The following is a 25,485-nucleotide window of genomic DNA, read 5'->3' as shown; positions in this document are numbered from 1 at the left end:
GCCTAGAGCGCGGTGATTATGACTGCAACCATGCTGTCCAATCGGTCTTGGCGCGATCTGTATATTCCTTGTATCTGGTTGCGCGATTGCGCCGCCCGCCTTTGACATTGTCAACGGGTGGAAACAAACCAAAATTTACGTTCATTGGTTGGAATGTTTTGGCATCCGCACCGCCCGTGATGTGCGTAATCAACGCGCCCATCGCAGTGGTGTTTTGCGGAGATTGCATCGGTTTACCCATCGCCTCTGCCACAGCCAAACGCCCAGCGAGCAATCCCATCGCCGCACTTTCAACGTAACCTTCAACACCTGTAATTTGCCCCGCAAAACGAATATTCGGACGTGATTTCAGGCGCATCTGATCATCGAGCAATGTGGGCGAATTAATGAATGTGTTGCGATGAATGCCGCCAAGGCGTGCGAATTTGGCGTTTTCCAGCCCAGGTATCATCGATAAAACGCGCGCCTGTTCGGCGTATTTCATTTTGGTTTGAAAGCCGACGATATTAAACAGCGTGCCAAGCGCATTATCGCGGCGCAATTGCACAACGGCATACGCCTTGACATCGGGTTGGTGTGGGTTGGTCAGGCCAACAGGTTTCATCGGGCCAAAGCGAAGCGTTTCGCGCCCACGTTCCGCCATCACTTCGATCGGGAGGCAGCCGTCAAAATACGGCGTGTCTTTTTCCCAATCTTTAAATTCGGTCTTTTCTGATGCAAGCAGGGCATCAATAAACGCCTCATAGGTTTCTTTGTCCATCGGGCAATTCAGATACGCGGTGCGCTCTTCTTCGGTATCGCCCTTGTCATAGCGCGATTGCATCCATGCCTTGGACATATCAATGCTGTCAGCGTAAACAATCGGCGCGATTGCATCGAAAAATGCCAGTGAAGCCTGATCCGTTTGATCCAAAATTGACGCGGCAAGCGATTGAGAAGTCAACGGGCCAGTTGCGATGATGGTTTGCCCCCATTCATCGCTTGGAATCTGGGTGATTTCATCGCGTTCGATCGTCACGAGCGGATGGTTGGTTAAACGTTTTGTCACGGCGGCAGAAAACGCATCACGATCAACTGCCAGCGCGGAACCCGCGGGCAAGGCATGTGCATCGCCCATTTCCATGATCAAGCTGTTGGCCGCACGCATTTCCCAATGAAGCAACCCAACCGCGTTGGATTCATCATCATCCGAGCGAAACGAATTGGAACACACCATTTCCGCAAGGTCTGTGGTTTGATGGGCAAAGGTTTCCACTTTGCCCCGCATTTCGTGAATGATTACAGGAATGCCAGCGTTAACGATTTGCCACGCGGCCTCTGATCCGGCCATCCCGCCGCCGATGATATGAATAGGTTTTGTCATAGGCGCGGTTTATGCCAGTGCCACGCAAAAGAAAAGGGGCCGCGACGCGACCCCTTTGAATATTTATAAACTTTGTTCAGCGATCAAATCGCGCCAAGAATATCGGTAAATGCCGCGATAGGTGCGAATTTTTCATTGCTTGGGCCAAAGTTGTATTTTACGCCAACGAATGTTGATGTGGAGCTGTCGCCCTCTGCTGAAAGACGTGTTACGCCTGCTTCCAATGTCAAACCTGTGTTTGCAATGTCATAACCCAGATCGATACCGTAAACTTCTACGTCGCCGTCCAAAGATGCAAATTTTGCAGTCGCGTTCAGACCAAAGTTGAATGTGTAGCCAGCTTCCAGCCCCAAAACTACCAAGTCTTCGTCGAACGCACTTGCCGCACCAAGTTGGAATTTGGCGTTGTATTTGTTGTTATCAAAGCCAGTGATGATGCCGTATTCGGTAACGTCGTCGCCCACGAATTCATCAAGATCAGTGTTTGCGAAATACAAACCAGTTTGGAATTCTTCGCTGATTGCAAAACCCAATGCCAACTGTGTGCGGCCAATTGTTTCAGATACACCACCAGCAGACAAACGAGTCGCTTTGTGTGACAGTTCGCCCAAATATGATTCATGACGCAAGCCAGCGGCAAGATCCAAAACGGTTACATTGATGCCAGCATCGTCAAGCGCGCCACCCATACCGTCTTTTTTGATACCGATAGATGCGAAAGAAAGCTCAGCAGCCTGAGTGAATGATGTTGTTGCCAAAGCGATTGAAGCAACTGAGAGGAAAGTTGTTTTGTTCATTTTTTCTAGTCCAATTGATTATGATTGGCTCAGTGCCATCACGTAAACTGAGTCGCAATGAAAAATAAACATGCGCGATGTGCACACAGTTTCGGGTGCATATTTACAACAATTTATAGGCGAAATGCGAGCAGTGAACTCGCATTTCGCAAGATGTTTTAAGATTTATCGACAGAAAAACCGCCAGCACCTTTTGCGTATAAGATCAAAAATCCACCAGCTAATGCGATGTTTTTCAACATGCCGTTCATATCGGCAACGCCGTGATACAATGCGCCCGTGACGACACAAAATGCGGCGAGTGCAATGGCGATCAGGCGCGTTTGAAATCCGACAAAGATGGCGATCCCACCCAGCAATTCAAACAGCATCACCGGCCATGCCAAAAATCCCATACCAGGCATTTGTGTTTCAATGTAGCCACCAAAACCAGCGGCACCCAAGGTTGTGATTTTTCCAAAACCTGCAAAGGCGAATAAAAGCCCGAGTAGGATGCGGCCAGCGGGATGTGCGTATTTATCAAATGGAGTGGTCATGTGTATTTCCTTTGGTTTGTTTTGCGCTTGCTATCGCAATTACCGAAACAAACCAAAGGATTATGAATACACAAACTGTTCACAAATAGGCAACAATCGCCGGGGTTATTCCCCCGCCGTTTGATCTGGTTCTGTTGGTGTTTCGGCAACATCGCCATCAATCACGTCTTCTTCGCCAGTTTCTGCGATATAGGCAACGGAAACAACTTTTTCCCCGGCTTTGGTGTTAAACACTGTGACACCAGATGATGAACGTCCTTGGCGAGAAATGCCTGAAACAGGACAGCGGATTGATTGACCCGTGGATGTGGCAAGCATGATCTGATCCTCGTCTTCCACGGTGAATGCCGCTACGATTTTATCATCACGACGCGACAGGTTGGCCGCCGCAACACCCATGCCGCCACGACCAGACACGCGATATTCATGTGCAGATGATCGTTTGCCAAATCCACCAGCGGTGATGGTCAAAATCCAATCTTCCATCGCGGCCAATTCGTCGTAGCGTTCTGTTGAAAGTTCACCAGCATCGCCCGAAACCTCACCGCCATCTTCGCCCGTCAACGCACGGCGTTGTTTGAAATAGGCGTTGCGTTCATCCGCGGTTGCATCAACGTGGCGTATTACGGCCATGGATACGACATTGTCGCCATCAGCCAATCGAATACCACGAACACCAGATGAATCGCGTCCCTTAAACACGCGTACATCGGTGATGGGGAAACGAATTGCCTTGCCCAATGCGGTGGTCAGTAGGAAATCATCAGATTCCGTCGCGATGCGCACATTCACGATTGAAACGCCCTCGGACAGTTTCATCGCGATTTTGCCGTTTGCTTTCACATTGGTGAAATCAGACAGCGCATTGCGGCGCACACCACCATCGGATGTGGCAAACACGATGTGCATGTTACCCCATTCATCCTCTGGCACATCAATGGGCATCAATGCGGCAATGGAAACACCTTGTTGGATTGGCAACAGGTTCACGATCGCCTTGCCCTTGGCATTACGCCCCGCAAGCGGCAAGCGCCATGTTTTCAACGTGTAAACCATGCCGTCGGTGGTAAAGAACAACAGGGCAGTGTGGGTATTGGCCACAAACATGTTAGACACAAAATCATCATCCTTGGTCGACATGCCTTGAATGCCCTTGCCACCGCGTGCTTGCGCACGGAAATCGGTCAAGTTTGTGCGTTTGATATAGCCACCATTGGTGATGGTCACGACCATGTCCTCTTTCTCGATCAGATCCTCGTCGTCCATGTCACCAGACCAGTCAACGATTTCTGTGCGCCGTGGAACCGCAAATTTTTCCTTAACTTCGCGAAGCTCGTCAGAAATGATCGCCATGATCCGTTCGCGCGAACGCAAGATATCTAGATAATCTGTGATCTTGCCCGACAGTTCTTGCAATTCATCCGTGACTTCTTGCACACCAATCGCCGTTAGACGTTGCAAACGCAGTTCAAGGATTGCACGCGCTTGAACTTCCGACAGGTTATATGTGCCATCATCATTCATGGTATGGCTTGGGTCATCAATCAGCTTGATATATTGCGCGATGTCTTGGGCAGGCCAGCGGCGTGTCATCAATTTTTCGCGCGCTTCGGCTGGATCGTTCGAGCTTCGAATTGTTTGAACGATTTCATCGACATTGGTAACGGCCACAGCCAAACCGCAAAGGATGTGGCTGCGCTCGCGTGCTTTGCGCAATTCAAATGCGGTGCGGCGCGCCACGACTTCTTCGCGGAAACTGATGAAATAATCCAGGAATTTAAACAGCGTCAACTGTTCAGGGCGCCCACCATTAAGCGCCAGCATGTTACAGCCAAACGACGTTTGCAGCGGGGTAAAGCGGAACAGTTGGTTCAACACCACCTCTGCCGTTGCATCGCGTTTCAGCTCAACAACTACACGCACGCCAACACGATCGGATTCGTCTTGGACATGGGCGATACCTTCGATTTTTTTATCACGGGATAATTCCGCGATTTTTTCGATCATTGTCGCCTTGTTCACCTGATATGGGATTTCATCAACGATAATCGCGTAACGATCCTTGCGGATTTCTTCCACACGGGTTTTGGCGCGGATGATCACGCTGCCGCGTCCCTCGGTATAGGCTTTGGCCGCACCAGAACGCCCCAAAATGATACCACCCGTTGGAAAATCAGGAGCAGGGACGAATTGCATCAAGCGTGAACTGTCCATGTCTGGATCTTCGATCAACGCAAGTGTCGCATCAATTACCTCGCCAAGGTTATGTGGCGGAATGTTCGTTGCCATGCCCACCGCGATACCACCAGCGCCGTTGACCAGCATATTTGGGTAACGCGCAGGCAGAACCGTGGGTTCACGTTCCTTACCGTCATAGTTATCTTGGAAATTAACCGTGTCTTTGTCGATATCTTCCAACAGAAATTCGGTTGGTTTATCAAGACGCGCCTCTGTGTAACGCATCGCCGCCGCGTTATCGCCATCCATCGAGCCAAAGTTACCCTGACCATCGATAAGGGGCAGGGACATAGAGAAATCCTGAGCCATACGCACAAGCGCGTCGTAAATCGCGCTGTCACCGTGTGGATGAAAGCTACCCATCACGTCACCGACGGATTTCGCCGCCTTACGATAGGATTTATTGTGGGTATAACCGTTTTTATGCATCGCATACAAAATACGGCGGTGAACAGGTTTTAAACCATCGCGCAAATCGGGAATTGCGCGGCTGACAATCACGCTCATCGCGTAATCCAGGTAGGAAGTTTTCATTTCCTCTTCGATGGAAATATTTGGCCCATCAAAGACTGGTTTTTCAGGGGTGTCGTCCTGTGGAATATCTGTTTCGTCGCTCACGGATTATCGCCTGTTTTGCTTTTCTATATGTTGTGTGAATTTGTATCAGACATTCCCATTAACCGCAATGATTTGTGGTTTTAATTCTGTTACGTTTCGCGAAATTCACATCACGCGAATGAAGTATCTGGTCAAGGCATTAGTCGATTGATATTAAACACAAAAACGCCACGATATATCCGTGGCGTTTAGATTTGTTTTTTGGATATATTTTAGGATGCGCGTGTGGAAACGAAATCCATCCAAAGTGAGGCAAAATTTTCCTCGTTAACGCCCAACCCACTACAAAGCTGACCCAGGAAATGTTTTTCCTTTTCATCCAATTCACCATCCGCCGCAACGACGTTTAAAACGGCGGTAACGGTCAGGTTGCGATCGGCTGCGCGCAAACCATTTGCAATGGATTTAAAATCGGCCTCTGTCATTTTGTTGGGGGTGTTGGCGATCACTGCACGCACGTTTTCCATGGAGATGGGATCATCTGCCATTTTATTGGCGATTTCGTGGATTTGTTTCACCTCTGCTTCGTCAATGCGCCCATCCGCTTTGGCCGCAGCGGCCATCGCAAATACGATTTTTTCTGCAACAGGGGTCACATCACCAAGCGCACCACGACGTGCACGCGCCAACTTCATACTTTGAATTTTTTTCCAAATGGCGAACAGAACGAAACCGCCAATTACCCATAATACCCAAAAACCGCTGAAGTAGTCTTTGATCGACATTTTGGGTTTGTACGCAAGCGTACCATCAATAACACCGTCTTCTTGAAACTTTGCAAATTGTTCCGCGTCAAAGCTGTTGTAGCTATCTGTATCACAACGGTTTTTCGCAAATACATGTTGGTCTTTGCTGCGCCAAAAATTGGCAAAACCCAAGATGGATTTTTGTTGCACAACAGCACAAAGAGATAATTCATCTGTAGTGCCTAGTTTTGCAGAATCGATGTCCTGAACATGTTCCATCGAATAATCGGTGTGTATGGATGCGCCGCGTCGTGCCTCTGCAAATGTTGTGGATAATGAAAATAGTGCCGCACTCGTAATCAATGCGGTGAATAATTTGTTTAAAATCATAAATTCCCCCTGAATTAATTTTTGAAACCCTCACATGCACTGGATTAACAATCAATAAAAAAGGCTCCTGAAAAGGAGCCTTTGATTAATTCGTGTTTTATCGGGTCTAGAACGGAATTTCATCATCCATATCGTTGTTTGATGATGCAGGGGCGCTGTAACCGCCGCCTGAACCGCCAGACATTGGGTCTTGCTGGCCATAGCCGCCACCGCCACCTTGGCCGCCGCCACCATCGCCCGAACGTCCGTCCAGCATGGTTAAAGTGCCGTTGAATCCTTGCAAAACCACCTCTGTTGAATAGCGGTCATTGCCTGATTGGTCTTGCCATTTACGGGTCTGCAATTGGCCTTCTACGAATACTTTGCTGCCTTTGCGCAGGTATTGTTCGCACACGCGCACCAAACCTTCGCTGAATACCGACACGGTGTGCCATTCGGTTTTTTCACGACGCTCGCCTGTGCTTTTGTCACGCCAATTTTCCGATGTCGCGATACGCAAATTGCATACTTTGTTCCCATTTTGGAATGTGCGCACCTCTGGGTCGGCGCCCAAATTGCCGATAAGCATTACTTTGTTCAATGATCCAGCCATAATTTCATCCCTCGTGCGAATCCAAATACGTTATTAACCATAGCGTTTAGCCAACAATGAACCAATGATCAAAACGTAAAAATTCCACTAATGCAGACAGGCATTTCATCAAATACTAGTATTGGGTGCGTTTTAGCCGTATATGTTTTGCAATTGCGAGGCTGAAAAAAGATTCTTTTATGATTTTGCGAAACTTAGTTGCGACTGTTGTATCCGTGTCTATCTTGCCCATATCTGGGTCGGCTACTGGTCTGTCGGAAAAGCATAAGTTATTGATTGATAAGCGTTTATCGAAACAGTACAACAATTCAGCCCGTCTTTTGCCCAATTCCACCAAGATCAATTATGAAACGATCCCAAGCTATCGCGGCAAATATCGCGGCATGTATAAACCGATGGCAGAGGCGGCGGCGCGCAAGCATGGTATTCCCGTTGATCTGTTTAATCGGCTTGTTCAACAAGAAAGCAATTGGAACCCCCGTGCCAAATCACATGCTGGCGCGGTTGGTTTGGCGCAATTGATGCCGTTTACGGCCAAAACATTGGGTGTAAACCCGCGCGATCCCAAAGAAAACCTAGACGGCGGGGCGCGTTATTTAAAACAGCAGTATCGCAAATTTGGATCGTGGCGTTTGGCATTGGCTGCGTATAACGCGGGGCCAGGTGCCGTGGAAAAATATTCAGGCATCCCGCCATATCGTGAAACACGTAATTACGTTAAAAAAATTATGGGTCACTAAGTTTACATTTAATCGTTTAATTACAACTGACTGTCGGCAGTAGTTCATCTTTTACTCGTGCCGAGTTTGTATGAAATTGCTAAGTATTAACAATTTTTAATGTTCTACTTGTGTTCCGCGTGTTTCATTGCCATCTTATACGTGTTGATTTACAGGTCGCACAGGTATCAAAGGCAGGCAAATGGCAGAGCTAAAAAACATCGAAATTCGCGGTGCGCGGGAACATAACCTCAAAAACTTTGATGTGGATATTCCACGCGACAAATTGGTGGTGATTACGGGGCTGTCTGGGTCTGGGAAATCGTCACTTGCATTCGATACAATCTATGCCGAGGGTCAGCGTCGATATGTTGAATCCCTGTCCGCATATGCGCGCCAATTCCTTGATATGATGCAAAAACCCGATGTTGATCATATCGCGGGGCTGTCACCGGCGATTTCGATTGAGCAAAAAACAACGTCGAAAAATCCTCGTTCCACCGTTGGCACCGTGACCGAGATTTACGATTATCTGCGCCTTTTATTTGCCCGCGTTGGCACGCCGTATTCGCCAACAACTGGTTTACCGATCGAGGCACAGCAAGTGTCCGAAATGGTGGATCGCGTGATGGGCATGGAAGAGGGCATGCGTGCCTATTTGCTCGCGCCGATTGTGCGTGATCGCAAGGGCGAATATCGCAAGGAATTTCAAGAGCTTAAGAAGCAAGGCTTTCAGCGGGTTAAGGTGGACGGTGAATTTTACGAGCTGGACGATGCGCCAACGCTCGATAAAAAATTCCGCCATAATATTGATGTTGTGGTTGATCGGATCGTTATCAAGGGGGGCTTGGAAACGCGTTTGGCCGACAGTTTGCGCACCGCTCTTGATCTGGCCGAAGGGATCGCGATTTTAGAGACAGCGCCAAGTGACGGCGAACCCGAACGCATCACGTTTTCCGAAAATTTTTCCTGTCCGGTCAGCGGTTTCACAATCGCGGAAATCGAACCACGGTTGTTTTCATTTAACGCACCCTTTGGTGCGTGTCCTGAATGTGACGGGCTTGGTGTTGAGTTGTTCTTTGACGAGCGTTTGGTTGTGCCAGATCCATCCATATCGTTATACGATGGGGCATTGGCGCCGTGGGCCAAGGGAAAATCCCCATATTTTCGTCAAACGATAGAGGCAATCGCCGATCATTATGGATTTTACAAAGACGCGGCATGGCGTGATCTGCCACCACATGTGCAAAAAATCATGCTCTATGGTTCGGGCAAGGATGAAATCAAATTCCGTTATGACGAGGGCGGCCGTGTATACGAGGTAACCCGCGCGTTTGAAGGCGTAATCCCCAACATGGAACGTCGTTACCGCGAAACCGATAGCAATTGGATTCGCGAAGAATTTGAACGATACCAAAACAACCGCCACTGTGGCGCCTGTGATGGCTATCGGTTGCGAGAAGAAGCCCGCGCAGTAAAAATCGCCGATATTCACGTAGGGCAGGTTGTTCAGTTTTCGATCAAAGAAGCATTGAAATGGGTCGAAGATGCACCAGCAACCCTGACCAATCAGAAAAATGAAATTGCCAAGGCAATTTTAAAAGAAATCCGCGAACGGCTTGGGTTTTTGGTGAATGTGGGTTTGGATTATCTGACATTGTCACGTAATTCTGGCACGCTTTCAGGTGGCGAAAGCCAGCGTATTCGGCTGGCGAGCCAGATTGGGTCTGGGCTTACAGGTGTATTATATGTGTTGGATGAGCCATCCATCGGCCTGCACCAACGCGATAATGATCGCCTGTTGGAAACGCTCAAAAATTTGCGCGATCAGGGCAATACCGTGATTGTGGTGGAACATGACGAAGAGGCGATCCGCACCGCCGATTATGTTTTGGATATTGGCCCAGGTGCGGGCGTGCATGGCGGTGAGATCATCGCCAAGGGTACGCCAGCCCAGATTATCAAAAGCAAAAAATCAATAACGGGGCAGTATTTAACAGGCGCGCGTGAAATCGCGATCCCTGTTGATCGGCGCAAGGGGAATGGCAAAGAAATCACTGTCACCAACGCCACGGGCAATAATCTAAAAGGGATTGATGCCAGCTTTCCCCTTGGAACGTTCACCTGTGTTACGGGGGTGTCTGGCGGTGGGAAATCGACACTGACCATTGAAACGTTGTTCAAAACCGCATCCATGCGATTAAACGGCGCTAAACAAACGCCGGCACATTGCGATGAAATTCGCGGGCTTACCTATCTGGACAAGGTGATTGATATTGATCAACGCGCGATTGGGCGCACACCACGATCAAACCCTGCCACATATACGGGTGCGTTCACGCCCATTCGTGAATGGTTTGCTGGATTGCCAGAGGCAAAAACCCGTGGCTACAAACCTGGTCGGTTTAGCTTTAACGTCAAAGGTGGGCGTTGCGAGGCGTGCCAAGGCGATGGTGTGATCAAGATTGAGATGCACTTTTTGCCAGACGTTTATGTTGAATGCGAAACCTGTCGTGGCAAACGATATAACCGCGAAACGCTAGAGGTGTTGTTCAAGGGCAAAAGCATCGCAGATGTGCTTGATATGACCGTGGAAGACGCCGAACAGTTTTTCCAAGCCGTGCCAAGTATTCGCGATAAAATGACGGCGCTGATGCGTGTTGGACTTGGCTATATCAAGGTCGGACAACAAGCGACGACATTGTCGGGCGGCGAAGCACAACGCGTGAAATTGTCCAAAGAATTGTCGAAACGATCCACGGGGCGCACGTTATATATTCTTGATGAACCAACAACGGGGCTACATTTCGAAGATGTGCGCAAACTGTTAGAGGTGCTGCATGAATTGGTCGATCAGGGCAACACGGTAATTGTGATCGAACATAATCTGGATGTGATTAAAACCGCCGATCATATCATCGACATTGGCCCCGAGGGCGGCGATGGTGGTGGCACAATCGTTGCCACCGGCACACCCGAAGATGTGGCGTCGGTCAAGGGCAGTTATACAGGTTATTATCTGGATCAAATGTTGAACACGGCAATCAAACGCAAAGCATAAGAGTTTTGCGCGTTTTTAATGACCTAGCGTGTTTTTTCTGCTATAAGTTGATTAATATCAACAGGAGAAACATGCATGCTGATCAGCCAAATTTTAACGTCCAAAGCCAAAGACGGTGTTCTAACAATTGACAAAGGTCAATCAGTGCGCGATGCGATATCCGATTTGTCCGCGCACCGTATCGGTGCACTGGTTGTCAGTAGCGATGGGCACACCGCCGATGGGATCATTTCTGAGCGCGACATTATCCGCGAGGTCGGAAAACGCGGTATTGATTGTTTTTCTCTGAATGTTGCGGATATTATGACTGCTGACATCAAACATTGTTCCCTAAAAGATACCGCAGAGCATGCGTTAAAAATGATGACCGAAGGACGGTTTCGCCATCTGCCCGTGATCGAAGACGACAAGTTGATTGGTTTGATTTCCATAGGTGACGTGGTCAAAGCGCGCCTGAACGAAGTTGAATCCGAAAATTCCGCTATGATCAATATGATCACAGGGCACTAAATCAACTTGACGTTCGCGTCAGCATAGGGTCAACCTGCGCCCAACAAAAATATGGGGGGAATTGCCATGCGTATTGGTCTGTATCCAGGGACATTTGATCCAATTACGGTTGGTCACATTGATATTATTAAACGCGCATGTACGCTGGTTGATCGTTTGGTAATCGGTGTTGCGATCAATCGCGACAAGGGGCCGTTGTTTTCCTTGGAAGAGCGCGTTGAAATGATCGAACGCAACATGAGCAAGATCGACAAGGGATCCACCGAAATTCTGGTTGTGCCTTTCGAAAATCTGTTGATCGATATGGCCCAAGAGGTGGGCGCGAATGTGATTATTCGCGGTCTGCGTGCGGTTTCAGATTTTGAATATGAATTCCAATTGGTTGGAATGAACCGTGCAATGAATGATGAAATCGAAACCGTATTTTTGATGGCAGAGGCGAAACACCAAGCCGTCGCATCACGCCTTGTCAAAGAAATTGCACGTCTTGGTGGCGATGTTTCGCCGTTTGTCACCAAAGGCGTTCAAAATGCTTTGATCGAAAAATTCGCAAAAAAATAGGGCTTTGGCTTTTCTCTTTGATCTGCCTGTCGTAGGGTGCGCCGAAATTTAGAAAACGGAGGCCATCTTGGCAGACTTTAAAGATCCAGAAAACACAATCGTAATGACCCTTGCTGGCGGCGAAGTTCATATTGAACTGTTGCCAGATGTTGCACCATTGCACAGCGCGCGCATGAAAGAATTGGCACGCGCAGGCAAATACGACAATGTTGCATTCCACCGTGTGATAGACGGCTTCATGGCGCAAACGGGCGACGTCGCAAACGGCAACATGGAAGACAATTTCGACATCGGGCGTGCGGGTACGGGTGGTTCTGAATTGCCAGATTTACCAGCGGAATTTTCAAAATTGCCTCATGATCGTGGGACATTGGGCGCGGCGCGTTCAGCGAACCCGAATTCTGCAAATTCACAGTTTTTCATCAACTTTGGCGACAATCATTTCTTAAATGGTCAATACACCGTTTATGGCCGTGTAACATCTGGCATGGAACATGTTGATGCAATCACACGTGGCGAGCCACCAGCGAGCCCTGATCGCATGGTAACGGTACGCGTTGCGGCGGATATGTAATGCGCAATCTGTTTTTCGCAGTTGTATCATCCGTGTTGATGGGTGTTGGGGCATTTGCCGCAACACCTGAAAACACATTAGTGATCGAACTTGATGGTGCCAGTACAGGTATTATCGAAATCGAACTGTTGCCTGAAATCGCCCCTGAACATGTTGAGCGTATCAAAAAACTGGCGCGCGAAGGATCATATGACGGCGTGGTGTTTCACCGCGTGATTGATGGTTTCATGGCGCAAACGGGCGATGTAACGCACGGAAACCTAGAAGGTTTCATTCCACGTTATGCGGGTTCAGGTGGATCGAACTATGAGGATTTGCCAGCCGAATTTTCCAAAGAACCGTTTTTGCGCGGTGTGGTTGGCATGGCGCGATCATCTGAACCTGACTCTGCTAATTCACAGTTTTTCATTATGTTCGCCGATGGTGAATTTTTGAATGAACAATACACTGTTTTTGGTCGCGTTATCGAAGGCCAAGATGTGGTTGATGGGATCAAAAAAGGGCACGCACAAACGGGTGCGTTGGATGATCCCGATTACATGAAACGTGTTTATGTAAAATCGGATAATTGATTTGAGGGCCCTGACGGGCCTTCACCTTTTGGTGAGACGCACTATTCAGATGCCGTGATTTCGCCTAGCCTTCGTTAACGGAGGCATCATGAAAAAAACCCTATTTGCATTGGTTTGTCTGGCGTTCGCATCTGCGGCGATGGCGGATGTGCGGTTTTGGAAAATGGCGTGGAAAAACACGGATTTTGGCAAAACCATCGTTGATTTTGACACCATCTTGGACGGTGGCCCTGGCAAGGACGGTATTCCAGCGATTACCGACCCGGTGATGGTGGCAAACAGCGATGAACGCGAATTGAGAAACCCAGAACCAGTAATGGTTGTTCATGTCGCAGGGCAGGTGGTTCGTGCCTATCCCGTTCGATATTTGATGTGGCATGAAATCGTGAATGATCGGGTTGGTGATGTGCCAATTGCGGTAACGTTTTGCCCGCTTTGTAATTCGGGTGTGGTGTTTGATCGCCGATTGGATCAGGTCGAATATGAATTGGGCGTATCTGGGTTGTTACGCAATTCTGATATGATCATGTATGATCGCCAAACCGAGAGCTGGTGGCAGCAATTTACGGGTGATGCGATCGTCGGAGAAATGGTTGGCAAGAAGCTGACAAAACTGCCGAGCTATACAGTAAGCTGGGGCGCATATCTGAACGAACATCCAGACGGTTTGGTGATGTCGTCGCCAAAACACAACCGTTCATATGGTTCAAACCCATATGCGGGATATGACACGGGCACGCCGTTTTTGTATCGTGGCGAAAACCCACCGCATGGGATTAACCCGTTGGAGCGCGTTGTTGTGGTGGAGCAGGCAGCATGGCCGCTTCAGCGGGTGCGCAAAGAAGGGCGCATTGTTGAGCGGGGCATTGTAATTGAATGGGATGCTGGCATGGCATCAGCGCTCGACACCAGAGAAATTGCAAAGGGGCGCGATGTTGGATCGGTGCGGGTCACAGATCAATCATCGGGGGGCAATGTCGTGCATGATGTTGGTTTTGCCTTTGCATTTCATGCGTTTCATCCAGATGGAAAATGGATGTTAGGAAACTGAGCAAAATGAGATCGCGATTGCGATCATTATGATAAGCTTGGCCCAAGGGCCAAGCGTGTTTTTGGATATTTAGACAAAATGGAATTTTAGCCTTGGAGTTTGACCAAGGCGTGCTTTTTCTTGCTGGATGAAATTTTTGGTGTTTTGGCGATGTCATCAACGGTGAGCATCAGGCCAATGTCATTCACGGCTTCATCATTCAGACGCGCACCGCCGCCTTGGATAATGCGTTTTGCTTCTTTGCCAGAAGGGGCAAGACCCGCGCGAACCAAAGTTTGTGCAAAGCTAATACCGTCACCGATTTCGTCGCTGTTGAGTTCCAATGTCGGCAGATCATCACCAACACCACCTTTTTCAAAAACTTCGCGTGCGGTGTTTTCTGCGTTTTTCGCGGCGTCTTCGCCGTGACAAAGAGCCGTGACCTCGTTTGCGAGAATGATTTTCGCCGCGTTGATTTCTGCACCATCAAGCGTGCCAAGACGCTCGCATTCCTCAACCGATAATTCAGTGAATAGTTTGAGAAATTTCGCCACATCCGCATCAAGCGTGTTGCGCCAGAATTGCCAAAATTCATACGGGCTGAGCAGTTCCGCATTAAGCCATACCGCGCCATTCGCGGATTTACCCATTTTGGTTCCATCCGCCTTGGTCAATAGTGGTGATGTGAGTCCGAACACTTGGTTTTTGTTGATACGACGGGTAAGGTCGATACCGTTAACGATATTACCCCATTGATCCGAACCACCCATTTGCAATGCGCAATCATAGCGGCGGTTCAATTCCAAGAAATCATAGGCCTGTAGGATCATGTAGTTGAATTCAAGAAAGCTGAGCGATTGATCGCGATCAAGACGTGATTTCACGCTTTCAAAGCTAAGCATGCGATTGACCGAAAAGAATTTGCCAATATCGCGCAGAAATTCGAGGTAATTAAGATTATCGAGCCATTCCGCATTGTTCAGCATCACCGCGTCGGTTTCACCATCACCGTATGACAGGTACTTGGCGAACACTTGTTTCATACCATCAATATTGGCATCAATCGCTGCGTTATCCAAAAGCGGGCGTTCATCGGCGCGAAACGACGGATCGCCCACCTTGGTCGTGCCACCACCCATCAGGGTGATTGGCTTGTGGCCGGTTTTTTGCAACCAGCGCAACATCATGATGTTCAACAGATGCCCCACGTGCAAAGATTTCGCCGTGGCATCATACCCGATATAGGTTGCAAGTGGACCTTCAAGTAGGCGTTCATCGAGCCCCTGTAGGTCTGTGCAGTCCTGCAAGAAGCCCCGTTGCTGCATCACTTGCAGAAACTCTGATTTGGGCTTGTATGTCATCGGTATTGATCCTTTTTAATTCTGTCTTCGCTTCGTATAACGGGTTTATTGCGAAAGGAAAGACAGATGGTGAAATTTACCCCGATTTGGGCGCTTGGGTTGATGTCTGGCACGTCTTTGGACGGGGTTGATGGCGCAATGGTTTTGACGGATGGGCAAGATATCTTGGATTTTGGTGCCTCGTTTTTCCGCCCCTATAGTGAACATGAACATGCGATATTGCGCGATGCGTTGGGATTATGGCCAGATGGTGATGCAACACGCCTGCAATTGGCGAAATCAATCGTGGAAGACGCGCATGCAGATGTAATTGCGCATTTCCCAACAGCGGATGTGGTGGGGTTTCATGGGCAAACGCTTGCGCATGACCCTGCGGGTGGGCGTACGTTTCAAATTGGTGATGGCGCGGCGCTGGCATCCGAAACGGGTAAAAAAGTTGTTTGGGATTTTCGCACGGCCGATATGGCAGCGGGTGGCGAGGGTGCGCCATTGGCACCATTTTTCCACTTTGCACTGGCCAAACAATTGGGTGGAACCCAACCAATTGCATTTTTAAACCTTGGCGGTGTGGGAAATGTCACCTGGATTGATCCAAGCAAAGGTTTGCCAACGGATGCGGGGGCGTTGTTGGCATTTGATACGGGTCCTGCAAATGCGCCGATCAACGATTTGATGGTCTTGCGCACCAATTCAACATTCGACGAGGATGGCGCACATGCATTGGCTGGACATGTTGATACAGGTGTCTTGGAGGTTTTTTTCAAGCATGACTATTTTGAACGCGTCCCGCCCAAATCATTAGATCGAAACGATTTCGCGCAGATTGAAAATTTGGTTTCGAATTTATCATTGGAAGATGGCGCGGCGACCTTAACCGCATTGGCGGCATCAAGTGCCTATGCCGCGCAAATGCATTTTCCAAATGACCCTGCGCGATGGTTGATTTGTGGGGGTGGACGGCGCAATCCCGCCTTGATGAACGGATTGCAGCAACGATTGAAACAGGTAGCACCCTGTGAAGACGTCGGTTTTGATGGCGATATGTTAGAAGCACAAGCGTTTGCGTATTTGGCGGTTCGGGTCATGCGTGGATTGGCAACATCAGCGCCAAGCACAACCGGGTGTAGCGAACCCGTGTGTGGTGGGATTATCAGCAACCCATAAAAAAAGGCGGCCAAGGCCGCCGATTTGTTATCTTGTGTTTTCTGTTAAGCGCCGACGCACATATTCATCAACCGACCCGATCATCGTGTCCATGTGATCTTTTTCAAAGAAGTGGCCAGCGCCATCGATCACTTCATGTGTGATGGTGATGCCTTTTTGTTCGTGCAATTTGCCAACCAAACCTTCGACATCGGTGGGTGCAACCACGCGGTCAGCAGAACCGTTGATGATCAGGCCAGAGCTTGGGCAGGGGGCAAGGAAGCTAAAGTCATATGTGTTTGCAGGTGGAGCCGCGGAAATGAACCCAGAAATTTCAGGGCGGCGCATCAACAATTGCATGCCAATCCATGCGCCAAACGAAAACCCAGCTACCCAACAATGCTTTGCATTTGGGTTTTTGGCTTGCAAGAAATCAAGTGCCGCCGCTGCATCTGATAATTCACCAACGCCTTGGTCATATTCACCTTGTGAACGGCCAACACCGCGAAAGTTAAAACGCAAAACAGTAAAGCCCATGTTATAAAATGCGTAATGCAGATTATAAACGACCTTGTTGTTCATTGTGCCACCAAATTGTGGATGCGGGTGCAACACAATCGCGATGGGCGCGTCTTTGGATTTTTGCGGGTGGTATCGACCTTCTAGGCGGCCTTCTGGACCGGGGAAAATGACTTCTGGCATCTGTAGCGCGTGGCCTCACATAATATTTTCGTTTCGAGCGTCGTTAATCTTGACGGAATCACTCAGAAACTTTAGAACTATTCTAAATTGTAAGGTGCAAGCCCCCACTCGAATAACATCTGATAAGGGTTTGTTCCGTTTTCGTCAATATAATCGGCAGTGAAATCATATGAAACTGAGCACAAAAGGCAGATATGCGATGATCGCGCTGATCGATTTGGCGATTGAGGGCGAAAAAGGCTTGGTCTCGCTCGGCGGGATTAGCGAACGCCAAGATATTTCGCTGGCGTATTTGGAACAGCTTTTCGTAAAATTACGCCGCGCAGAGATTGTTTCATCGGTGCGCGGGCCGGGTGGCGGTTACAAATTGGCGCGTACAGCGGATGCCATTCGGATTTCGGAAGTGTTGCAGGCCGTTGATGAAACGATGGATGCATTGGCCAAAGGGGCAGGTGCATCGGGTGCGTCATCGGGAAGCCGTGCGCAATCGTTGAACAATCGTTTGTGGGAAAGTTTATCCGCGCAGGTTTACGTATTTTTGCATTCGACGCGTTTGTCGGATGTGATTGAAAATCAGATGGCACCATGCCCTGCGGTGCCCGGATTGTTTCAAATGGTGGACGAGGCATGAGGATTTTATGCCTTCGGCGAGGATATTTGAAACATTTGGAAAGCGACGTTTGACATGAACCGCGTCTATCTGGATTGGAATGCCACAACACCGCTGCGCCAAGAAGCGCGTGACGCGATGATCGCAGCGATGGATATCGTTGGTAATCCATCGTCTGTGCACAGCGAGGGTCGCGCAGCAACGGCGATTGTTGAAAAAGCACGCGGGCAAATTCGCACAGCGTTTGGCGCGGAAAACGCCGATTTGGTGTTTACGTCGAGCGCAACCGAGGCCGCGGCATTGGCAATGGTAGGGCGTGAATTTCTGGCAAGTGATGTGGAGCATGATTGTGTTTCTGCATGGGCTGATAGCAGTTTAATCGTGGATACAAATGGCATAGTCGCGGTGGAAAACGCCTCAAAATCAGCGGTTCAGATGGCGAATAGTGAAACGGGTGTTTTGCAAGATTTGCCAAGTGGTGTTGGTGTTGTTGATGCCGTCCAAGCATTTGGCAAAGTTGTGAGCGCGTTTGAATGGTCTGGTGCACAAATGGCGATGCTATCTGCGCATAAGCTTGGCGGGCCAAAGGGTGTTGGGGCGTTGGTCTTGCGCCAAGGCATAGAGCTTAAGGCGCAAATCAAGGGTGGCGGCCAAGAAATGGGGCGCCGTTCGGGCACGGAAAACGTGATTGGAATCGCGGGATTTGGTGCCGCGGCAGAAGCGGGCGCACGTGACTTGGCCAATGGTGCTTGGGAACAGGTTGCACAATTGCGTGACAAACTGGAAGCAATGATTGCGGATGCTGCACCAGATGTGGTTCTGGTAGGGCAAACAGTGAAACGCTTGCCCAATACCAGTTGTTTTGCAGTGCCAAATTGGCGCGGTGAAACGCAAGTGATGCAAATGGATTTGGCGGGATTTGCCATTTCAGCAGGTTCTGCCTGTTCGAGCGGTAAGGTAAAGGCAAGCAAGGTCTTGAAGGCCATGGGCTATGATGACATTACAGCGGCAAGTGCTGTTCGGGTGTCACTGGGCCCAACGACAACAGAACAAGAGGTGACTGATTTCGCGCATGCGTGGATCAAAGCCTATCGTAAATTTGTAGCAAAAGCTGCGTGAGGAAGACAGATATGAGCGAAGTAATCGTAAAAGAAGGCGTTGATGAAGAAACCGTAGAAGCGGTGAAATCAATCGCGGGTAAATATAAATACGGTTTCAATACAGATGTTGAAATGGAATATGCACCCCTTGGCCTGTCCGAAGATATCGTGCGTCTGATTTCAGGGAAAAACGAAGAACCAGAATGGATGCTGGAATGGCGCTTGGCGGCCTATCGCCGTTGGTTGCAAATGGAAGAGCCCACTTGGGCGATGGTTGAATACCCTAAAATTGATTTTCAGGATCAGTATTATTACGCGCGTCCAAAATCGATGGAAAATAAACCAAAATCATTGGACGAGGTTGACCCCAAACTATTGGAAACATACGCAAAATTGGGTATTCCGTTGAAAGAGCAAGCATTGCTTGCCGGTGTAGAAGCACCTGAAGAAGAACGCAAAGTTGCGGTTGATGCGGTGTTTGATTCCGTTTCAGTTGGGACCACATTTCAAGAGGAATTGAAAAAAGCAGGCGTGATTTTCATGTCGATTTCAGAGGCGATCAAAGAACATCCCGAATTGGTGAAAAAATACCTTGGTTCCGTGGTTCCACAATCAGATAATTTTTACGCAACGTTGAATTCCGCCGTATTTTCCGACGGGTCATTTGTGTATGTGCCCGAGGGTACAAAATGCCCGATGGAATTATCCACATATTTCCGTATCAATGCGGAAAACACAGGGCAATTTGAACGCACGCTGATTATTGCGGAAAAAGGATCTTATGTTTCCTATCTTGAGGGCTGTACCGCGCCACAACGTGATATCGCCCAATTGCACGCAGCCGTTGTTGAATTGGTGATCTTAGAAGACGCCGAAATTAAATATTCGACCGTTCAAAACTGGTACCCTGGGGATGAAAACGGCAAGGGTGGCATTTATAATTTCGTCACCAAACGTGCCGATTGTCGCGGTGATCGTGCCAAGGTGATGTGGACACAGGTGGAAACAGGTTCTGCGGTGACATGGAAATACCCATCATGCATTTTGCGCGGCGATGATTCACAGGGTGAGTTTTATTCCATCGCGATTGCAAACCACCACCAACAGGCCGACACGGGAACAAAAATGGTGCATTTGGGCAAAAACACCAAATCGCGCATCGTATCCAAGGGGATTTCGGCAGGGGTTGCGCAAAATACATATCGCGGATTGGTTTCAATGCACCCCAAGGCGAAAAATTCGCGCAACTATACCCAATGTGACAGCCTGTTAATCGGTGATAAATGCGGCGCGCATACCGTTCCCTATATCGAGGTGAAAAACAATTCGAGCCGTGTAGAACACGAAGCAACCACATCAAAGGTGGATGATGATCAAATGTTTTACTGTCGCCAACGCGGCATGGACGAAGAAGAGGCGGTTGCGTTGATCGTCAATGGCTTTGCCAAAGAGGTATTGCAAGCCCTGCCGATGGAATTCGCAATGGAGGCACAAGCATTGGTTGCGATTTCGCTGGAAGGGTCGGTTGGTTAACCCGATCAATTGAGGATCATGACATTGCGCAATGCATTAACAGGCTGGTGGTGGAAAAAAACCAACAACTATGGCGATATATTAACGCCATATGTGTTGGAATATGTTTCTGGCCGCGCTGTGAAATGGGCGAAGCGCAATGATGCAGAAATCATTTCGATTGGCTCCGTTGTTGATGCGGTGGTTAAGCGCAAAGAAGATGGCGCCGATCCAGTTTACGTTTGGGGGAGCGGGATCAAAGAACCCGTGAGTGCAGATGTGATTGATTTTGCGGCAATATCATTGCTTCGCGGCCCGTTGACTGCAGTAGCATTAAAGATGGAGTCAGCGCCACAGGGTGATCCAGGATTGATCGCCGATCGTGTTTTTACTGGGATTTCAAAAACCAAAAAATACGCGGTTGGTATTGTTCCTCATGTTTTACATCATAACGCGCCATTGGTTGCGAAACTACAAGACGCATTGCCCAATGCAACTCTGATTAATTTGAGCACGGATAACGTCACCCAAACGACGCAAGAAATTGCACAATGTGATGTGATCCTTTCGTCCAGCCTGCACGGATTGATCGTCGCGGACAGTTTTCAAATTCCAAATATTTGGATTGATTTGGGTGCGATTGGAAATTCTTCTCGCTTTAAATTTTATGATTACGCCCTGTCGGTCGGGCGCGTTTTGACCTCACCAATGAATATTGTGGATATCGTTGCAAACGGCATTCCAGACATAACAGATACGCGGTATTTCGATCATCTCGATGCCATTAAAGATACAATAGAAAACGCCTTTCCTTCGGAATTGGCCGCTTAAGAAAGAAGATAAAAATGTTAGAAATCAAAAATCTACAAGTTGATCTTGAAGAAGAAGAGAAAACAATCCTCAAAGGTGTTGACCTGACAATCGGCGAGGGCGAAGTCCACGCGATTATGGGGCCAAACGGATCTGGTAAATCGACCACGTCATATGTGTTGTCTGGCAAAGATGGTTACGAGGTTACAGGTGGTTCTGCCACGCTGTATGGTGAGGATTTGTTGGAAATGGAACCAGAAGAGCGCGCAGCAGCCGGTCTTTTCCTTGCGTTTCAATATCCTGTTGAAATCCCAGGTGTTGGTAACATGACGTTCCTGCGCACAGCCGTGAACGCACAGCGCAAGGCACGTGGTGAAGAAGAGCTATCCGCGGGTGATTTCCTAAAACTGGTACGTGAAAAAGCAAAAGCATTGAAAATCGATGCGGATATGTTGAAACGCCCCGTTAACGTTGGCTTTTCCGGTGGTGAAAAGAAACGTAACGAGATTTTGCAAATGGCAATGTTGGAACCAAAAATGTGCGTTTTGGATGAAACGGACTCTGGTTTGGACGTGGATGCAATGAAATTGGTGGCCGAGGGTGTAAATGCATTGCGCGATGGCAAACGTTCGTTCCTTGTGATCACGCACTATCAACGTCTGTTGGATCATATCAAACCCGATGTTGTGCATATCATGGCTGATGGCAAAATCGTGAAATCTGGTGGTCCAGAATTGGCATTAGAGGTCGAAAACAACGGTTATGCCGATATTTTGGCAGAGGTGGCCTGATATGGCTGTACCTTCAATTAAATTGGATACAGCGGAAACGCTGATCGCGGCCTATCCCACGCCGACAGGTGCGAAATGGGCGGATGCAACACGCAAAAATGCACTTGCGCGATTGCGCGAAATGGGTGCCCCAAACAAGCGCGATGAATACTGGAAATATACCGATCCGTCCGCGCTAACAGCGGTTCCAGCGGCCACAGCTGCGTTGTTTGAAAATGACGAACGGCCGATGTTTGACGCCATTGATCGTTTGCGGGTGGTGTTCGTCGATGGGGTTTATGATCCTGCGCAATCGGATGATCTGTCGGGCGAAAACGTTGTGATTGAAACCCTGTCGGATGCATTTTCAAAAGATATCCATTGGGCCAAGGATTTGTTTGGTGCGTTGGAAACGGATGGGCAAAACCCCGTGCAACGCCCATTGGCAACATTGAATACTGCAGTTGCTGACCAAGGGCTGGTGATCCACGCAACGGGCAAGGTTAATCGCCCAATCGCGATACGTTATGTGCATTCATCACAAAGTTCGGATGCGATGGTGCATCACGTAATCAAAGTGGAAGAGGGCGCTGATATCACATTCTTGGAAAGCGGTCCTGGTGCGGCGCGTTTCAATTCCGTGGTCGAGGTTGATATCGCCGATAATGGTGGTTTTCATCATGTGCGCACACAAGGGCGCGATCATGAACGCAAAACCGTGACCCATATGTTTGCGCGTTTGGGACGTGAAAGCACATTTAAATCGTTTACCATGACGGTAAACGGTGTTTTGACCCGCAACGACACGGTGATCGAGCTGACAGGTGATGATGCGCATGCAACGGTTGGTGGCGCGTCTGCCGGTGATGGTAAAGGTTTTCATCATGATGATACCGTGTTCATCACCCATGACGCCGTGAATTGCGAGAGCCGCCAAGTGTTTAAAAAGGTTCTGCGCAATGGTGCAACTGGTGTTTTCCAAGGCAAAATCTTGGTCAAAGCGGATGCGCAAAAAACTGACGGCTATCAAATTTCCCAAGGATTGATGTTGGATGACGACAGCAATTTTCTGGCAAAGCCAGAACTGGAAATTTACGCTGATGACGTTGCCTGTTCACATGGTTCAACTGTGGGTGCGATTGATGATGACACGTTATTTTATCTAACGTCACGCGGCATTCCACGTAGCCAAGCTCAGGATATGCTGGTTCTTGCATTCCTTGGCGAAGCGATTGAGGAAATCGAAGACGAAGCGCTGGCCGCTGATATCTTGGACCGCATGGATGCGTGGATGAAGCGGAGACAGGGATAATGTCGTTGGTTGGTGATATTTTTCAGTCGGTGTTCACACCGCGAAAAATCATGCGAAAACAAATGGATGTAGGGATACGCGAAGAACAAACACTGTTCTATGCGTTGTTTTTCGGTGCCATGCATTTGGTTTCGCAGATGCCAAACATCGCTGTGAAAGCAACGAAAACGGAACAAAGCATCGCCAATCTTACGGCGATGCAATTTGCATCATCGGTGTTTATCACACCGTTGGTGATTTACGGTATCGCGCTGGTTTTCCATTTTATCATGCGTGCATTTAACGGCGCTGGTTTGGGCGTTCAAACACGCCGCGCGGTGTTTTGGGCTGCGATTGTCAGCGTACCATTCATGTTGATCAGTGGTATCGTGAATAGCGTTGCGCCATTTTACTATGTGCTGGTAGCAGGGGTGATTACCACGCTTGTGTTCGCATGGGTGTTGGCGGCCAATTTGACCGAAGTCCATTTCCCAAATAGCGGCAAAAAGCAGACTAAAAATATCTAAAGGCAAGCTCATGTATGACGTGAATGAAATTCGCAAAGACTTCCCCATTTTATCACGTCAGGTGAATGGTAAGCCATTGGTTTATTTGGATAACGGTGCGTCTGCACAAAAACCACAAGTGGTGATTGATGCGATCAACACAGCCTATTCCAACGAATATGCGAATGTGCATCGAGGGCTGCATTTTTTGTCAAACCTTGCCACCGATAAATACGAAGCGGTGCGGGGGACTGTGCGACGTTTTCTGAATGCCGCGCATGAAGACGAAATTTTGTTCACTAGCGGCACGACAGAGGCATTTAATTTAATTTCATACAGTTGGGGCATTCCCAATTTGAAATCGGGTGATGAAATTATTCTGTCAATCATGGAACATCACGCCAATATCGTCCCATGGCATTTTTTGCGCGAACGCTTGGGCGTCGTGTTGAAATGGGTGGAAACAGATGTAAACGGTGATCTAGATCCGCAAGCGGTGATTGATGCCATCACGCCCAATACAAAAATGATTGCGATCACTCAGATGTCCAATGTTATGGGCACGGTCGTGGATGTGAAAACCATTTGCACCGCGGCGCGTGCCAAAGGGATTGTTACGGTGATTGATGGCTCGCAATCCGCTGTCCACATGCCCGTTGACGTCCAAGACATCGGGTGCGATTTCTTTGCGATCACAGGGCATAAATTATACGGCCCATCGGGTTCTGGCGCGTTATATGCAACCCGTGAACGCATGGCACAGATGCGCCCATTTATGGGGGGGGGCGACATGATCCGCGAGGTCGGGCGTGATGTTATCACCTATAACGATCCGCCTCATAAATTCGAGGCAGGAACACCGGGCATTGTGCAAACCATCGGGATGGGTGTTGCGATTGATTACATGACGTCTCTTGGCATGGATCAGATCGCGGCGCATGAAAATACATTGCGCGATTATGCCCAAGCCAAGCTGAGCGGGTTAAATTGGCTGAACATTCAAGGAAATTCGACAACCAAAGGCGCGATATTTTCGTTCACAATTGATGGCGCTGGTCATCCGCACGATATTTCCACCGTGGTCGATCAACGGGGAATCGCTGTTCGGGCAGGGCACCATTGCGCACAGCCATTAATGGAACATTTGGGAGTGAGTGCAACGTGCAGGGCATCCTTTGGGTTGTACAACACAACCCAAGAGGTAGACGCACTGGTAAGCGCGCTTGAATTGTGCCATGAACTTTTTTCATAAAATCAATGAGTTGACTTAAAATACTAGGTTAATTAACAATTAGGCATAAGAATTGGGCAATTTTACCTAATTTTGCCATAATTGAAGATATATTCTGTAGTGTAGCGTTACGCTTTGTGTGTGGCGTATCCGTTTTAAATATAACTGCTAACTTGTCGTAAAAGTGCGTGTAATCTGTTGA

At 48.6% G+C, this 25,485-nt stretch carries 24 protein-coding genes; 16 read left to right on the top strand and 8 right to left on the bottom strand.

Features of this window, described 5'->3' with window-relative positions; all coding sequences use genetic code 11:
* Window positions 1-16 precede the first annotated feature (16 nt).
* From trmFO to ssb, 6 genes are all read right to left on the bottom strand, one after another.
* Window positions 17-1,363 carry a methylenetetrahydrofolate--tRNA-(uracil(54)-C(5))-methyltransferase (FADH(2)-oxidizing) TrmFO gene (gene trmFO / locus IE094_RS01665; protein ID WP_189638830.1) on the bottom strand — a complete coding sequence of 449 codons (1,347 nt, stop codon included), beginning with the start codon at window positions 1,361-1,363 and terminating at the stop codon, window positions 17-19.
* 83 nt (window positions 1,364-1,446) lie between these two features.
* The gene (locus IE094_RS01660) at window positions 1,447-2,160 is read right to left on the bottom strand and encodes a hypothetical protein (protein WP_189638829.1); all 714 of its coding nucleotides are present in this window, start codon (window positions 2,158-2,160) and stop codon (window positions 1,447-1,449) included.
* A 158-nt stretch (window positions 2,161-2,318) separates the two neighbouring features.
* Window positions 2,319-2,696 carry a DoxX family protein gene (locus IE094_RS01655; protein WP_189638828.1) on the bottom strand — a complete coding sequence of 126 codons (378 nt, stop codon included), beginning with the start codon at window positions 2,694-2,696 and terminating at the stop codon, window positions 2,319-2,321.
* Between the two features lie 105 nt (window positions 2,697-2,801).
* On the bottom strand, window positions 2,802-5,552 hold the full coding sequence (gene gyrA / locus IE094_RS01650; protein WP_189638827.1) for a DNA gyrase subunit A: 2,751 nt from the start codon (window positions 5,550-5,552) through the stop codon (window positions 2,802-2,804).
* 212 nt (window positions 5,553-5,764) lie between these two features.
* Window positions 5,765-6,628, bottom strand: a complete 864-nt coding sequence (locus IE094_RS01645) for a tellurite resistance TerB family protein (protein ID WP_189638826.1) — start codon at window positions 6,626-6,628, stop codon at window positions 5,765-5,767.
* Window positions 6,629-6,734: 106 nt separating this feature from the next.
* Entirely contained in the window at window positions 6,735-7,220 is a 486-nt protein-coding gene (gene ssb / locus IE094_RS01640; protein ID WP_308429184.1) for a single-stranded DNA-binding protein, read from the bottom strand.
* 179 nt (window positions 7,221-7,399) lie between these two features.
* Between ssb and IE094_RS01635 the strand changes: the two genes are divergently transcribed.
* The 7 genes from IE094_RS01635 (at window position 7,400) to IE094_RS01605 (ending at window position 14,268) form a co-directional block, all read left to right on the top strand.
* Entirely contained in the window at window positions 7,400-7,960 is a 561-nt protein-coding gene (locus IE094_RS01635) for a lytic transglycosylase domain-containing protein (protein WP_189638825.1), read from the top strand.
* A 181-nt stretch (window positions 7,961-8,141) separates the two neighbouring features.
* A complete protein-coding gene (gene uvrA / locus IE094_RS01630) occupies window positions 8,142-11,000 on the top strand; it encodes an excinuclease ABC subunit UvrA (protein WP_189638824.1) in 2,859 nt (952 codons plus the stop codon).
* Window positions 11,001-11,075: 75 nt separating this feature from the next.
* Window positions 11,076-11,510, top strand: coding sequence for a CBS domain-containing protein (locus IE094_RS01625; protein ID WP_189638823.1), 435 nt, complete (start codon window positions 11,076-11,078; stop codon window positions 11,508-11,510).
* Window positions 11,511-11,576: 66 nt separating this feature from the next.
* Window positions 11,577-12,071 (top strand): pantetheine-phosphate adenylyltransferase, encoded by a 495-nt coding sequence (coaD, locus tag IE094_RS01620; protein ID WP_189638822.1) that lies wholly within the window; start codon window positions 11,577-11,579, stop codon window positions 12,069-12,071.
* Between the two features lie 67 nt (window positions 12,072-12,138).
* On the top strand, window positions 12,139-12,645 hold the full coding sequence (locus IE094_RS01615; RefSeq protein WP_189638821.1) for a peptidylprolyl isomerase: 507 nt from the start codon (window positions 12,139-12,141) through the stop codon (window positions 12,643-12,645).
* A 38-nt stretch (window positions 12,646-12,683) separates the two neighbouring features.
* A complete protein-coding gene (locus IE094_RS01610) occupies window positions 12,684-13,217 on the top strand; it encodes a peptidylprolyl isomerase (protein WP_229802050.1) in 534 nt (177 codons plus the stop codon).
* A gap of 88 nt (window positions 13,218-13,305) precedes the next feature.
* Window positions 13,306-14,268 carry a DUF3179 domain-containing protein gene (locus IE094_RS01605; protein WP_189638819.1) on the top strand — a complete coding sequence of 321 codons (963 nt, stop codon included), beginning with the start codon at window positions 13,306-13,308 and terminating at the stop codon, window positions 14,266-14,268.
* Window positions 14,269-14,354: 86 nt separating this feature from the next.
* On the opposite strand, the gene tyrS is transcribed toward IE094_RS01605, so the two are convergent.
* Window positions 14,355-15,608 (bottom strand): tyrosine--tRNA ligase, encoded by a 1,254-nt coding sequence (tyrS, locus tag IE094_RS01600; protein WP_189638818.1) that lies wholly within the window; start codon window positions 15,606-15,608, stop codon window positions 14,355-14,357.
* Between the two features lie 66 nt (window positions 15,609-15,674).
* Here tyrS and IE094_RS01595 point away from each other — a divergent pair, with 66 nt between their 5' ends.
* Window positions 15,675-16,772, top strand: coding sequence for an anhydro-N-acetylmuramic acid kinase (locus IE094_RS01595; RefSeq protein WP_189638817.1), 1,098 nt, complete (start codon window positions 15,675-15,677; stop codon window positions 16,770-16,772).
* A 27-nt stretch (window positions 16,773-16,799) separates the two neighbouring features.
* Here IE094_RS01595 and IE094_RS01590 read toward each other — a convergent pair whose 3' ends face one another.
* Window positions 16,800-17,453: an alpha/beta hydrolase gene (locus tag IE094_RS01590; protein WP_189638816.1), complete on the bottom strand. Its 654-nt coding sequence runs from the start codon at window positions 17,451-17,453 to the stop codon at window positions 16,800-16,802.
* Between the two features lie 169 nt (window positions 17,454-17,622).
* Here IE094_RS01590 and iscR point away from each other — a divergent pair, with 169 nt between their 5' ends.
* Genes iscR through IE094_RS01550 form a run of 8 tightly spaced genes read left to right on the top strand, consistent with a single transcriptional unit; the run spans window position 17,623 to window position 25,304 of the window.
* Complete coding sequence (gene iscR / locus IE094_RS01585; RefSeq protein WP_189638815.1) at window positions 17,623-18,084, top strand: Fe-S cluster assembly transcriptional regulator IscR; 462 nt, start codon at window positions 17,623-17,625, stop codon at window positions 18,082-18,084.
* Between the two features lie 54 nt (window positions 18,085-18,138).
* Window positions 18,139-19,182, top strand: a complete 1,044-nt coding sequence (locus IE094_RS01580) for a cysteine desulfurase family protein (protein WP_189638814.1) — start codon at window positions 18,139-18,141, stop codon at window positions 19,180-19,182.
* An 11-nt stretch (window positions 19,183-19,193) separates the two neighbouring features.
* Window positions 19,194-20,696: a Fe-S cluster assembly protein SufB gene (gene sufB / locus IE094_RS01575; RefSeq protein ID WP_189638813.1), complete on the top strand. Its 1,503-nt coding sequence runs from the start codon at window positions 19,194-19,196 to the stop codon at window positions 20,694-20,696.
* An 18-nt stretch (window positions 20,697-20,714) separates the two neighbouring features.
* Entirely contained in the window at window positions 20,715-21,506 is a 792-nt protein-coding gene (locus IE094_RS01570) for a polysaccharide pyruvyl transferase family protein (protein WP_189638812.1), read from the top strand.
* Between the two features lie 14 nt (window positions 21,507-21,520).
* Window positions 21,521-22,276: a Fe-S cluster assembly ATPase SufC gene (gene sufC, locus IE094_RS01565; protein ID WP_189638811.1), complete on the top strand. Its 756-nt coding sequence runs from the start codon at window positions 21,521-21,523 to the stop codon at window positions 22,274-22,276.
* Window position 22,277: 1 nt separating this feature from the next.
* Complete coding sequence (gene sufD, locus IE094_RS01560; protein ID WP_189638810.1) at window positions 22,278-23,567, top strand: Fe-S cluster assembly protein SufD; 1,290 nt, start codon at window positions 22,278-22,280, stop codon at window positions 23,565-23,567.
* A gap of 50 nt (window positions 23,568-23,617) precedes the next feature.
* A complete protein-coding gene (locus IE094_RS01555; RefSeq protein ID WP_229801957.1) occupies window positions 23,618-24,073 on the top strand; it encodes a YIP1 family protein in 456 nt (151 codons plus the stop codon).
* A 10-nt stretch (window positions 24,074-24,083) separates the two neighbouring features.
* Window positions 24,084-25,304, top strand: a complete 1,221-nt coding sequence (locus IE094_RS01550) for a cysteine desulfurase (protein WP_189638808.1) — start codon at window positions 24,084-24,086, stop codon at window positions 25,302-25,304.
* The last annotated feature ends 181 nt before the right edge of the window (window positions 25,305-25,485 follow it).

This window comes from Paramylibacter ulvae (assembly GCF_014652655.1).
GTDB lineage: Bacteria > Pseudomonadota > Alphaproteobacteria > Rhodobacterales > Rhodobacteraceae > Amylibacter > Amylibacter ulvae.
This window is presented reverse-complemented; position numbering and strand designations above follow the sequence as displayed.

What these genes read in the sequence shown, in the direction of transcription:
- IE094_RS01610 (WP_229802050.1), top strand. Translation starts at nt 12,684, where the DNA reads ATGGGTGTTGGGGCATTTGCCGCAACACCTGAAAACACATTAGTGATC.
- IE094_RS01605 (WP_189638819.1), top strand. Translation starts at nt 13,306, where the DNA reads ATGAAAAAAACCCTATTTGCATTGGTTTGTCTGGCGTTCGCATCTGCG.
- IE094_RS01555 (WP_229801957.1), top strand. Translation starts at nt 23,618, where the DNA reads ATGCGAAAACAAATGGATGTAGGGATACGCGAAGAACAAACACTGTTC.
- sufD (WP_189638810.1), top strand. Translation starts at nt 22,278, where the DNA reads ATGGCTGTACCTTCAATTAAATTGGATACAGCGGAAACGCTGATCGCG.
- IE094_RS01580 (WP_189638814.1), top strand. Translation starts at nt 18,139, where the DNA reads ATGAACCGCGTCTATCTGGATTGGAATGCCACAACACCGCTGCGCCAA.
- IE094_RS01590 (WP_189638816.1), bottom strand. Translation starts at nt 17,453, where the DNA reads ATGCCAGAAGTCATTTTCCCCGGTCCAGAAGGCCGCCTAGAAGGTCGA.
- coaD (WP_189638822.1), top strand. Translation starts at nt 11,577, where the DNA reads ATGCGTATTGGTCTGTATCCAGGGACATTTGATCCAATTACGGTTGGT.
- tyrS (WP_189638818.1), bottom strand. Translation starts at nt 15,608, where the DNA reads ATGACATACAAGCCCAAATCAGAGTTTCTGCAAGTGATGCAGCAACGG.
- iscR (WP_189638815.1), top strand. Translation starts at nt 17,623, where the DNA reads ATGAAACTGAGCACAAAAGGCAGATATGCGATGATCGCGCTGATCGAT.
- IE094_RS01570 (WP_189638812.1), top strand. Translation starts at nt 20,715, where the DNA reads ATGACATTGCGCAATGCATTAACAGGCTGGTGGTGGAAAAAAACCAAC.
- IE094_RS01660 (WP_189638829.1), bottom strand. Translation starts at nt 2,160, where the DNA reads ATGAACAAAACAACTTTCCTCTCAGTTGCTTCAATCGCTTTGGCAACA.
- ssb (WP_308429184.1), bottom strand. Translation starts at nt 7,220, where the DNA reads ATGGCTGGATCATTGAACAAAGTAATGCTTATCGGCAATTTGGGCGCC.
- IE094_RS01655 (WP_189638828.1), bottom strand. Translation starts at nt 2,696, where the DNA reads ATGACCACTCCATTTGATAAATACGCACATCCCGCTGGCCGCATCCTA.
- sufB (WP_189638813.1), top strand. Translation starts at nt 19,194, where the DNA reads ATGAGCGAAGTAATCGTAAAAGAAGGCGTTGATGAAGAAACCGTAGAA.
- uvrA (WP_189638824.1), top strand. Translation starts at nt 8,142, where the DNA reads ATGGCAGAGCTAAAAAACATCGAAATTCGCGGTGCGCGGGAACATAAC.
- sufC (WP_189638811.1), top strand. Translation starts at nt 21,521, where the DNA reads ATGTTAGAAATCAAAAATCTACAAGTTGATCTTGAAGAAGAAGAGAAA.
- IE094_RS01550 (WP_189638808.1), top strand. Translation starts at nt 24,084, where the DNA reads ATGTATGACGTGAATGAAATTCGCAAAGACTTCCCCATTTTATCACGT.
- IE094_RS01645 (WP_189638826.1), bottom strand. Translation starts at nt 6,628, where the DNA reads ATGATTTTAAACAAATTATTCACCGCATTGATTACGAGTGCGGCACTA.
- IE094_RS01625 (WP_189638823.1), top strand. Translation starts at nt 11,076, where the DNA reads ATGCTGATCAGCCAAATTTTAACGTCCAAAGCCAAAGACGGTGTTCTA.
- IE094_RS01635 (WP_189638825.1), top strand. Translation starts at nt 7,400, where the DNA reads ATGATTTTGCGAAACTTAGTTGCGACTGTTGTATCCGTGTCTATCTTG.
- trmFO (WP_189638830.1), bottom strand. Translation starts at nt 1,363, where the DNA reads ATGACAAAACCTATTCATATCATCGGCGGCGGGATGGCCGGATCAGAG.
- IE094_RS01595 (WP_189638817.1), top strand. Translation starts at nt 15,675, where the DNA reads ATGGTGAAATTTACCCCGATTTGGGCGCTTGGGTTGATGTCTGGCACG.